Annotated in this window: 10 protein-coding genes and 1 riboswitch; of the genes, 6 read left to right on the forward strand and 4 right to left on the reverse strand. The window is 44.7% G+C overall.

Annotation, left to right across the window (positions count from 1 at the left end):
• The first annotated feature begins 65 nt into the window (after positions 1-65).
• A complete protein-coding gene (locus L5L97_RS17930; RefSeq protein WP_263183197.1) occupies positions 66-2,102 on the forward strand; it encodes a M14 family metallopeptidase in 2,037 nt (678 codons plus the stop codon).
• A 26-nt stretch (positions 2,103-2,128) separates the two neighbouring features.
• On the opposite strand, the gene L5L97_RS17935 is transcribed toward L5L97_RS17930, so the two are convergent.
• A complete protein-coding gene (locus L5L97_RS17935; protein WP_263183199.1) occupies positions 2,129-2,896 on the reverse strand; it encodes a class I SAM-dependent methyltransferase in 768 nt (255 codons plus the stop codon).
• 269 nt (positions 2,897-3,165) lie between these two features.
• Here L5L97_RS17935 and L5L97_RS17940 point away from each other — a divergent pair, with 269 nt between their 5' ends.
• The 3 genes from L5L97_RS17940 (at position 3,166) to L5L97_RS17950 (ending at position 5,545) form a co-directional block, all read left to right on the forward strand.
• Positions 3,166-3,951 carry a hypothetical protein gene (locus L5L97_RS17940; RefSeq protein ID WP_263183200.1) on the forward strand — a complete coding sequence of 262 codons (786 nt, stop codon included), beginning with the start codon at positions 3,166-3,168 and terminating at the stop codon, positions 3,949-3,951.
• Positions 3,952-4,260: 309 nt separating this feature from the next.
• Positions 4,261-4,731: a hypothetical protein gene (locus L5L97_RS17945; RefSeq protein ID WP_219251733.1), complete on the forward strand. Its 471-nt coding sequence runs from the start codon at positions 4,261-4,263 to the stop codon at positions 4,729-4,731.
• A gap of 121 nt (positions 4,732-4,852) precedes the next feature.
• On the forward strand, positions 4,853-5,545 hold the full coding sequence (locus tag L5L97_RS17950; RefSeq protein ID WP_263183203.1) for a hypothetical protein: 693 nt from the start codon (positions 4,853-4,855) through the stop codon (positions 5,543-5,545).
• A 602-nt stretch (positions 5,546-6,147) separates the two neighbouring features.
• Here the strand turns inward: L5L97_RS17950 and L5L97_RS17955 are convergent.
• Positions 6,148-7,026, reverse strand: coding sequence for a hypothetical protein (locus L5L97_RS17955; RefSeq protein ID WP_263183204.1), 879 nt, complete (start codon positions 7,024-7,026; stop codon positions 6,148-6,150).
• A 267-nt stretch (positions 7,027-7,293) separates the two neighbouring features.
• Here L5L97_RS17955 and L5L97_RS17960 point away from each other — a divergent pair, with 267 nt between their 5' ends.
• Positions 7,294-7,446, forward strand: coding sequence for a hypothetical protein (locus tag L5L97_RS17960; protein ID WP_263183206.1), 153 nt, complete (start codon positions 7,294-7,296; stop codon positions 7,444-7,446).
• Here the strand turns inward: L5L97_RS17960 and L5L97_RS17965 are convergent.
• Complete coding sequence (locus L5L97_RS17965; RefSeq protein ID WP_263183207.1) at positions 7,443-7,889, reverse strand: GIY-YIG nuclease family protein; 447 nt, start codon at positions 7,887-7,889, stop codon at positions 7,443-7,445. The genes L5L97_RS17960 and L5L97_RS17965 overlap by 4 nt on opposite strands.
• A gap of 11 nt (positions 7,890-7,900) precedes the next feature.
• Positions 7,901-10,036, reverse strand: coding sequence for a S9 family peptidase (locus L5L97_RS17970; RefSeq protein WP_263183209.1), 2,136 nt, complete (start codon positions 10,034-10,036; stop codon positions 7,901-7,903).
• A gap of 180 nt (positions 10,037-10,216) precedes the next feature.
• Positions 10,217-10,448, forward strand: a riboswitch (FMN riboswitch).
• A gap of 188 nt (positions 10,449-10,636) precedes the next feature.
• Between L5L97_RS17970 and ribB the strand changes: the two genes are divergently transcribed.
• The gene (gene ribB, locus L5L97_RS17975; RefSeq protein WP_105250977.1) at positions 10,637-11,290 is read left to right on the forward strand and encodes a 3,4-dihydroxy-2-butanone-4-phosphate synthase; all 654 of its coding nucleotides are present in this window, start codon (positions 10,637-10,639) and stop codon (positions 11,288-11,290) included.
• Positions 11,291-11,665 lie beyond the last annotated feature (375 nt).

The raw sequence follows: 11,665 nt of genomic DNA on the forward strand, positions 1-11,665 counted from the left end.
GCGTTAACGGGGCGTTTAATGAAAAGATACCGTCCTAATAAAAATTCGATAGATGGACTCTTTTCATGCGCTTGTTTTCTTTCTCCGTTATCGCCATTGCCTGTCTCTCTACGGGCAATCTGTACCCTGGGAATGCTTTTGCCAATGATGCGAAAACCACAGCCCAAACAACTCCGGCAGCCACGATGGCGCAAGCCTCTACCACAGAAACATTGGCAGTTGGCTCCCCAGTAATCACAACGTCACAGGATGCAAGTCCAGCAGCGAATAGCCAAGCAACTGAAACTGCGACTAATGTACTTGCCGATACCACAGTTACGGCGCCAGAAGCACAACCAGCGCCCATTCCTGAACGAGCCAACACCTTTGTCAACGATGCGATTTTACCGCCCAGCATCACTTGGCATGGCGCCAGCGAATCGCTCATGTTAAGTGTTGATAGCGAGTGGGCGACTCCCTTTGAGCAAAGTGGCGGTATTGAAAGTCCAAGCTACGATGCCACTATCGCTTGGCTCGACAAACTCGCGGGCGAGACAGATAAATTACAAAAGGTGAGCTTAGGTAAGAGCCCACAAGGGCGCGATATTTGGATGTATATCGCCAGCAGCGAAGGCATTAATGAATCGGCACGCCTCAAACAAAACACTAAGCCGACAGTGCTAGTGCAGGCGGGAATTCATGCAGGAGAAATCGACGGTAAGGATGCCGGCATGATGCTACTACGTGACATTATCCAAGGCGATAAAAGTGCCCTGCTCGATAAAGCTAACCTCTTGTTTGTGCCTATTTTTAGTGTTGATGCCCATGAGCGCAGCGGCGAATTTAATCGTGTAAATCAACGTGGCCCTGTGAATATGGGCTGGCGCACTACGGCTAATAATCTCAACCTTAACCGCGATTATGCTAAGGCCGACAGCTTAGAAATGCAGCACATGCTGCGCGCAATCAACGTATGGCAACCGGATCTGTATATCGATGTCCATGTTACCGACGGCATCGACTATCAATACGATGTTACCTTTGGTTATAACCTTGCCCAAGGCTTAAGCCCTGCGAGCTACCGCTGGCTCGAAAACAGCTACAGACCTGCGGTTGAAGCCGCATTAACGGAACAAGGCCATATTCCCGGCGCACTGATTTTTGCCGTGGATAACGCCGATATTAACAAAGGCATGTCGCTGTGGAATCCAAGCCCGCGCTTCTCTAACGGTTATGGCGATGCTCGCCATTTGCCCACCATTCTGGTTGAAAACCACAGCCTAAAGCCCTTTAAGCAAAGGGTGCTCGGCACTTATGTGATGTTAGCGCAAACCCTCAAAACCGTGGGTGAACAGGCGACGAAACTTAAGAGTGCGATTCAAGAAGATAAATACCGCACCTCACCGCTAATCACCCTTACTTGGAAATTAGCACCATTAGAAAAAGGCTGGGATTTTAAAGGCATAGATTATCAACTTGAAAAGAGCCCCATCAGTGGCGCTGAAGTTGTGCGCTGGACAGGTGAACCTAAGCTTTACCCTAACTTGCCTGTGATGGCTGAAACAGTGCCCGACATTAAGGTTACTCGTCCGAGTGCTTACTATATTCCCGCTCAATGGACTCAAGTGATTGATCGTCTTAACGTGCATGGCATTCGCATGACCACGCTCAAAAAGCCAACCGAGTTGAAATTGCAGCAATATACTCTCAGCAATCCCGTGTTTAACACTAAGGATTTTGAGGGCCGCCAAACGATCAAAGCCGAGTCAGAGTTAACCAAAGTCAGCACTACTCTGCCCGCTGGCACCATTAAAATCAGTACGGATCAACCGCTAGGTGATCTGGCGATTTTACTGCTTGAGCCGCAATCACCAGATTCTTTACTGCAATGGGGTTTCTTCAATCCTATCTTCACTCGCACTGAATACATTGAAGATTATGCGGTAGAGCCACTGGCGGCCAAGATGCTAAAAGATGATCCTAAGCTACAAGCTGAGTTCGACAAAGCACTGACTAATACAGAGTTTGCCGCCGATCCTGAGGCACGCCTACGCTGGTTCTATGAACGCAGCCCTTACTACGATAACCAATACCTTAAGTATCCGGTCTACCGTAGTCGCTGATCATCGCGATTACAAAACGGCAGTGATTAAGCGGGCTTACGCGCGCTGATGCTATACACCAAGGGCACCTTCTGCCCTTGGTGTGTTAACACATAACGACCATCTTCTTGCGCTTCGAGCCCTTCAAAGCAGTTGTAGGGGCTGAAATCAAATTCGTGGAAAAACTCCAACACTAAGCCCGCCTGCAATAACGCATTGATCACTTCAGATAAACTGTGCGACCAGCACATTAAGGTTTGCTGATCATCACCGGTATTTTCGGTATATGTGCCTTCCTGCTCTATGTCTGGCTCACCCCGATTAAAATAGCTATAGCCATCGAACAACTGCTGCGCCGGATGAAACTCGGCCATGTAAAACTGTCCGCCGGGTGTTAAACAGTCGGCAACCGTCTGCGCCCATAGGGTTAAATCCGGCAGCCAAACAATGGCACCATAGGACGTAAACACAATATCGTGAGGCTCAACCTTGCTCGCCACACTGTAAACATCGCTACAGATAAACTCGGCGGACAACTGTGTCCGTTCTGCCAGCTTTTGCGCTTCAACAATCGCGACCTCTGACAAATCGACGCCAGTGACTCTCGATCCCATTCGCGCCCACGACAAGGTGTCTAAGCCGAAATGACATTGCAGATGCAGCAAACTTTTACCTGCAACCTCGAGTTCACCTAGCTCAATTTCCCGCAGCGAAGTCTTACCACTAAGAAAGCCCGCCACATCATAAAAATCAGAAGTTAAATGTACCCGAGTGCGCGCATCCCAAGCCGTTTTGTTTGTTGTTAAATAATCCATCAGCATCCCTTCTTGTCTTTTTTGTATTTTTGATTCCGCGTGACTTACGGAGCTTAAACTAACTTAATAAATGAGCAATTTCACTAATCTATGAGTAAATCACCCATGTAGCGGACATGTCCGCACAGTTAACCTCGGACACTTTCAGCTTAACCAATTGATTATAAATGAAACTTAAAATTGGCATGGGCTGTGCAATGTCTTACACATCGCAAGACGACTCAGCACTCACCCAAAAAATCGAGTGCCAGATAAACAAGGAAGCTAACATGTCACTACGCCCATTTATATTCACCCTCGCTTTTATAGTGTTTTTTACTGCTGGGGTATCGCTCACTGGCTGCATTCTTAATGTGAACGCAGCAGGCATGCCAGACTTAGACCACCAACAACGCGAACTCACACTCGATAGCCAAGACTTACAAGGCCTGATTGCAGAAACTGGCGCAGGCAGTTTGGAAATTATCGGTGTCAAAGGCCTTAGCCAAATTAAACTCGTCGCCGACATCTATAGCAATAAGGACGGCAACGATGACAGCAAAGTCATTCTCACCCTTGAGAAAAAAGCCAATAAAGCCAAGCTCAAGGCCAACTTTGAGCAAACAGATTCTAACAATGACTCGCCCTATATAGACCTAAAACTGCAAGTCCCTGCGAACTTTACACTGGATATAGATGACAGTTCAGGGGCTATTTTGATCAACAAGATGACGTCGGACATGAACGTCAAAGACGGTTCGGGTGAACTCACTATCAACGGTGGTAACAATATCAACATAGAGGATGGCTCAGGTGATATTGAAATCAGCCAAATCAACGGCAGCCTAACCATTGAAGATGGCGCTGGTGCCATCAAGGTGACCGATATTCGCGGCAATATCGCAATTGATGACGGCTCGGGCAACATAGAGGTCGCCAATGTGCAAAGTGCTGTGACCATCACAGATGGCTCAGGCAACATTAATGTCTTTAACACTAAGGGATTAACGATTCTTGCGGCAGGTTCTGGCGATGTGACATTTAACAAAATCGACGGCCCAGTAAGCATGCAATAACGCGCCGTTTTACCACTCTACTCCCAAAGGTTTTACCCACTTCCCGGCGTAGAGGCTGATGTTGCAACGGTTCCCAGCCAAGATGTCAGTCTTCTACCCACCCTTTTAAGCGTATGCCCGACTTATGCATTTATGCCACTAACCCCTTGTAGTGGCATTTTTTTATACCGAAATTAAGCTTGAGTTTGCAGAAATGATGTTGATTTTATTCAGACCGTTACGCTTTAACCTTGTGGATTTGCTAAGATTGTCAGCCTTCCCACTTCAATAGTCGAAAAGTCACACTGTATTGCCAGTAAGGTCGAGAATATGGATCAGTTTTCGGAATACCAAAAAGAAATTGAAGCGCTTTCTCTATCGGATAACCCTAGACAGATAATGGAAGGACTAGGGGATATTTGTTTTGATGGCGAATCTTTTTATCGCAACGGCAATAAAGCCCTAGCCAAACACATTTTCAAGCATATTTACGCCTTAGATGCGCACTCAGACTATTTATCACACGCCAGGACTGTCGCAAAAGCCTTTCTTATAACCTTGGAAGAAATTCCCCCTATCTCCCTAGAAGATGTTATTTTACAGATAAAGCATGAGCATGCCTCATTAGCTACACATCAATTAAATCTGCTGATTGCAAAGCGTATTTTTAGGGAATTTAGTCACCATCAAGATGCTATCCACATCACTATGCAATATCTCACCCAAGCCGAGGCACTTACCCCTCTGAGCAAGAGTGACCTTCGCTTTAAAGCTTTAGTCAGCTCAAATAAGAGTGAGTAAAGGGATAGCGTGACAGAATAAATCATCAGAATTTAGAGCCGCTTCTCAAAAGAAATGCAAAAATATACCGGAAGAGATCAACGTTCTGAATTCGACAACCCAATTTTAATTAAGTGATAATATGGACATTTCATCTTTTAAGAAATATATAAAGTTAGCACCAGAAAATGTTTCAGAATGGCAGAGATGGGAAAATTCATTACCTACCTTCGATTCTATATTACCAATATTGGATTATGTATATAACACTGAGTGGCAGCGAGATGATTGGAAAGCCATAATGGCATTCATTCGGAAAGGTTATGTTGAGCAAAATGAATCATCTGAATTGGTTGACGGGATTAAGCATGTAAATATATTCAACTCCAAAGTTATTAATCTAAAAGTTGATGTCGCAATTTCATTAAACTGCTCCATTGTTCGTTCATTAGAGTCAATTAATTTATGCTCAGACTCAGTTGAATCATTAAGTGTGTCCCATGCAAGCAAACTCTCTGAAATTACCGGAAACACCCAGAATTTAAGCTACTTATCTTTAAATAAATGTCAAAAGTTAGATTTTGGTTCTATCATTTCAACGCTGGACAGCGTAAAAATTTTAGACCTCAGTGGAAACCCACAGTTGTCCAGTATTGACGAGTTGCGTGGAAATAAAAATATTTTTGCGTTGTATCTTGTTGAAACAAATGTAATTAAAACTAAAGAGACAGTAGAAATCTTGGCTTCGATACCAAACTTGAAAAAACTTTGGATTAAAGCAAACAAAAAGGAGTTGGAACTTTTAAGAGAAGCCCTACCAGGGATTGTAAATTAAGCATAGAAAAAGGCCGGACATGTAGTTCGAGAGCGCGAAAAGATCTGTGTAAGTGGCATTCTTAAGCTGTTGAATGGAGTTCAGAATACCAATAGCAGACAAACTTATCGCTCAGCAGAAGAAAAAATCGACTCACCCCAATAATAAATCCGGCAATAAACCGGCCAGTGGCATTTTTTTAACTCTCAATTTCTACTTCTCTAACCCCAATGCAGACCAGTCTTTGGTGACGACTAAAGCTTAACCATTTGATTTATTATGAAAGTTAATCGTTAAGCTATTAAGCACTGCCATTCCAGTGACTCGCCGCCCTGTCGTTTAACAAGAAGTGCACCTATAGGCTCGACGGCGGCATCTGCTGCATACAGAAGTGCAAATACCGCGATCACATGGATGTGAAAGAGCGGCCATGCCGCCAACGGTTACTTCCATGACAGTGCTTAATCTCATTAACCTTTGAGTATACCTGTGGCCAAATTGAACAATGAATGCCTTAATAAACTTCACATATAATGTTGCATTCAAGTATGAGCAACATTGCCACTAGCCCCCAACCTTGAACTAAAAATACCAAGCTTTAGGAATCACTCTTAAATGCTTTATTATCTTAATGACTTTCGACCAAACCTCTCATAATCATGGACAATAGCTTCAAACAGTTTTGAACCTACCACTTTATCCACATTATCAATCACATAATTTTCAATCTTTGCAAGCTGTTCTTCTGGGATTTGCTCGTATAGTTCAGATATTTTATTTGCAGCATCCCTGATATAACCATCAAAACCGTCAGGAAAGACATACTGTCTTGGGGATATTGTTCCGCCGCTAATAGCCACACGGCTAGATCGCATTTGTTTCGATTGCTTTGACTTAATTACACCTATAACAATAAACGAAGGTAACTTCGTATAAATGTACGTGCCTTGTGAGTTACCCACAATATCCATGGCAATAGCACGAAGGAAATACCGATTGATGTTTGTTGGAAGACTATCGAAATTTGTTGACTCAATAACATCAAGAGGAAATATGTGTTGCTCAAATTCGTATAAGTTTGAAGATTTACCAAGTAAGAAGTTGGCTAACCCCTCTTCAGCTTTTGCCAACATTTCTAGGTATTCTTGCGGTTTAGTTTCATGGCTATTTTTGCTGCGAACATAAGTAAGTGTTCGCCAAGACAAAGAGGCTGCAAATTTTGACAACCAATTTCCATACACTGCTACTAAACTCGAGTTTTTCATATAAGGGTGGAATATTTTAACCGAAAAAGTTCTTTCCCATGTTGAAAATAAATCTTCGCAAGCTCCACATAACCAATATTCTTTGGCTATATCTTGCTGTCGTTTACTTACTTGATTTCCATCTCTTAAATAACCCGTAATTGAAGTCTTCTTAAGCCACTTTCCTATAAATTTTGGAATAAAATGACTCAACTCAAGCTTCGCTTCTTGATTACATAATTTGCAAACGCCATGCATATAAAAAAGACCTCCATTAAGATAACCTTTGAATAGTGTGCATGCTCGCTTACCTCATTAGAGCAGAGAAAGCGTGCATCGTTAACTATTTGTATCAAAATAAATTAATCAGATTTCTATCACTTTCCTTACACAACAATCTATCAGACAGAATATCCCATGTGCGAGTTACAAACCTATCATATATTGCAATAGGATCATGCCAACTAAGATAGATAGTTCTGTCTGACATTAGGCTTAAGAGAATGCTCTAGGTAACAGGATACTATGCAGTTAGCCAGATTAAGCACTGACATGGAAGTGACCGTTGACGGCATGGATGCCGTCGTCGAGCCTATAGGGACATATTTACGGCGAGTCACTGGAATGACACAGTGCTTAATCATTCCTCGTCACAGAACAAGTATGATGCAGTGTTAACGCTCTAGTAATCCACGCCCTGACTCAATCAACGCCAGCTTTTGAGCACGGCTTAACTTTTTAACTGCAATTTCACGGCGTAGTGCATCGCCGTGACTGCCAACCTGCTCTTGATACATCAGCGTTAATGGACCTTTACCGCGCAGATACTTAGCGGATTTAATGCCACCCGACTGATGCTCGCTAAAACGTCGCGCTACGTTGGTGGTGACACCTGTGTATAAATGCCCGTTGGCGCAGCGGACTAGATACAAGTACCAGAGGGATGCTGATTTTATGGGTGTAGGCTTCAGAGGTACAGGATTTAATGGTACGGGATTCAGCGCATCTTCTGTCGTAGCGACAGCGCTAGCCACTGGGGCAAGTGTATCTGCCACCAGTGACTCATGTTGCTGTAAAGCGCCTCTGTCAGTATTACCTAGGTTGACGGCTGATCCAGTCACTTGCGAATGACCTACTTCGCCATACCTAATAGACTCAAGAAGAAGGCATATTCTTGGGCTGTGTCTTGGTATTGGCGATAGCGACCACTCTTACCGCCGTGGCCAGCTTCCATATCCACATTGAATAACAACACCTTATCATCCATCTTGTACCACTTATTCTGTACATCGCGCAGTTTAGCGACCCACTTGGCGGGTTCAAAATACTGCACTTGGGAATCATGCAAACCAGTCGTCACTAGCATGTGTGGGTATTCTTGCTCGGTGACATTGTCGTAGGGCGAGTAACTCAGCATGTAATCGAAATAGGCTTTCTCGTTCGGATTGCCCCACTCGTCATACTCATTGGTCGTCAACGGAATCGACTCGTCCAGCATAGTCGTCACCACATCAACAAAAGGTACATGGGCTGCAAGGGCGAAATACTTATCCGGAGCTTGGTTAGCAATCGCGCCCATTAGCAAACCACCCGCGCTGCCACCAGAAGCGACGATCTTGTTTTTGTCGCCATAACCTTGCGCCGTTAATGCCGTTGTTACGTCAATAAAATCATTGAAGGTATTCTGCTTATTCAACAGCTTACCATTGTCATACCAAGGACGGCCGAGCATTTCTGAGCCGCGTACATGGGCAATGGCATACACAAAACCGCGGTCGAGCAAACTAATAACAGATGAAGAAAAATCGGGTTCTACTGTGTAACCGTAAGATCCATAACCGTATTGATACAGAGGGTTAGTACCATCTTTCTTGAATTTATCTTTGCGATACACCAAAGAGACGGGCACTTTCGCACCATCGCGGGCCGTCACAAATATCCGTTCGGCACGATACTGGCTGGCATCGAAGCCGCCTAAGACTTGATCTTGTTTTAATAAATCACGTCTATCGGGATTCACCAGTGAATATTCGTATACGGCTTCTGGCGTCGTTAGGCTGGAGTAAAAAATGCGTAACTTATTGCTGTCTTGCTGGGAATTGATCTCTAAACCCATCACATAAGCAGGCTCATCAAAGCTCAACTCGAAGGGCTTTTGACCATTGAGCGGCATCACTTTAATCCGGCTCAAGCCGTTTTCGCGGATTTGAATAATCAGATAATCCTTGAGCACCAACTCGTCTTCGATTCGGGCATTGGGATTATGCGCAACCACTTCTTGCCACTTAGATTTGTCCGCCGCATCTTTAATGGCGACTTTCATCAAACGGAAGTTAGTCGCCTGCCAGTTGGTGAGAATGTAATAAGTATCACCCAGCTTAGACACACTGTATTCGTGACCTTCTTCCCGCGCTAACACTGGCTTGAATAAACCTAAAGGCTCGCTGGCATCGAGAATAGACACTTCACTCGTCGTGGTGCTTTCTTGGAACAACACAATTTGCGACTCATCTAAGGTTTTGCCCAGTGAAATATAAAATGAATCGTCTTGTTCTTCATACACTAAGACATCGCTCGATTGCTTAGTGCCCAGCTCGTGGCGATACACTTGATAGCCCAGCAAGGTTTTTAGATCTTTGGCGATATAGAACACATGCTTGTTGTCGTTCGCCCACACTACGCGACCTTCGGTATTTTCAAGCACGTCGGTGATCATATCGCCCGAAGCCAAGTCTTTAAAATAGATGTGATATACACGGCGGCTGAGGACGTCTTCACCAAAGGCCAACATGGTTTCATCTGGGCTCACACTCGCGCCGCCTAAACCATAAAACTCATGGCCCTTAGCTCGCTCGTTAACATCGAGCATCACTTGCTCAACACCATCGGCGCCCTTACGGCTGATCAGCGGATATTCGCTGCCCTCTTGGTATCTGTGATAATAGCTGTGCTGATGCCATTGGTACGGCACGCTCGACTCATCGGCGACTAAACGCTCGGTTAACTCCTTATAAAGACCATCTTGCAATGGCTTTAATGGTTTGAAATAAGCAGCGGTATAACGATTCTCAGCGTTGAGATAGGCCAACACTTTAGGATCTTTGCGCTCATCATCACGCAGCCAATAGTAATCATCGGTACGCGTTACGCCATGTAAAGTCATCACATGGGGAATTTTTTCAGCAACCGGGGCGGGTACTTGCCCTTTGGAGGTCGAACAAGCGGATAACAGCATAGCAATACCTAAAGTGAGTAGCAGAGAGCGCATTTATACGTCCTTGTGACGTCCATAACGACCGTCGAAGAATGCGACGGCAAGTCAATTAGCTTATGTGTTCAGTATGATAGTGGTCAGGTGTGCACTAGCGCAAACATTGAACGCGAGAAGTTGCCATTCGCGGTAAATAAGAGCAACATAACCGCGTTTTTGAGCGCAAATGGCTCAAAAGCAAATTCTCAGGGCGGGGTGAAACTCCCCACCGGCGGTAAATGGGTAACGACTAAGTGATTATTTTGCTGAGCGACACCCAAAGCCCGCGAGCGCCCGAAATCACTTTCGGGGTCAGCAGATCTGGTGCCTTAGATTTTGCCTAGTGCAAAACTGACTATTCCAGAGCCGACGGTAATGGACTGTTTGCTTTAATGGCGACAGTGCTGAGTCCGGATGGAAGAGAATGTAAGACAACATTGTGGTATCTCAGTGCAACGCGCTGATGTATCTCAGTGTTAGCCTCATGTTTTGCAATAACTTCACCCCAAGTGAAGTGATATTGCTACAGCAAAATCGAGCCTTTTGGTTTGATTACGTTGTATTTCTGCACGCCCTGATTCTGGATATTCCAATGTCGTTTATTTAAGGATATTAACCATGAATCAGTCTTTACTTGCTCCTTTTGGTACTGCTATCGAACGCGTTGAAGCGGGTCTTAATGCCCTGCGTCAAGGCCAAGGTGTGTTAGTTGTCGATGACGAAGATAGAGAAAACGAAGGCGATTTAATTTTCGCTGCCGAGACGCTGACTAACGCTCAAATGGCCATGCTCATCCGTGAATGTAGCGGTATTGTTTGCCTGTGTTTACCCGATGCAAAAGTCAAAGCCCTCGAGTTGCCCCCTATGGTGGAAAACAACTCGAGCCAATACGGCACGGCGTTTACTGTGAGTATTGAAGCTAAAGTTGGTGTGACTACAGGGGTTTCTGCCGCCGATCGCGTGACCACCATTAAAGCGGCGATTGCCGATGGCGCTAAGCCAAGTGATCTCGCTCGTCCTGGCCATGTGTATCCACTTCGCGCCCAACCGGGTGGGGTATTGACCCGCCGTGGTCACACTGAAGGCACTATTGATTTAATGCAACTCGCGGGTTTAAAAGCCGCTGGCGTATTGTGTGAAGTCACTAACACCGATGGCACTATGGCGCGTTTACCCGAAATTATTGCCTTCGGTGCGCAGCACAATATACCCGTATTAACGATTGAAGATATTGTCGTTTATCGCAAATCATTGCTGGCCAATGTCGGCTAGATAACATGCCAATCGCCTGAATCTAGGGCATTGATTTAAATAGAAGGACGTTTAGCTGCGGCAAACGTCCTTTTTATTTAAGTAGATTTACCGTTAACAATCGCGTTCCACCTAATGCACTAAAAAACCGATGAAAGGTAAAGTTAAACAAGTCATTCTTTCGAATGATGAAATACTGCTTCACATCACAGACAAAGCAAATGCTTGTTTGATAGGTGCAAAATAGGTTAATAAAAATAGTCTCTTAGCATGATATATAACAATTTGCTTAATTTCGTGACCTAGATTAGATATCCATAAACTAAAGGTCGCGGTGGCTGGCCGCCTATGTTAAATATCCTCACCCTGTGCCTAGTCCTATTTGTAACTCGGATT

The sequence above is a fragment of the Shewanella sp. SM71 genome, from assembly GCF_025653905.1.
Lineage (GTDB): Bacteria > Pseudomonadota > Gammaproteobacteria > Enterobacterales > Shewanellaceae > Shewanella > Shewanella oncorhynchi.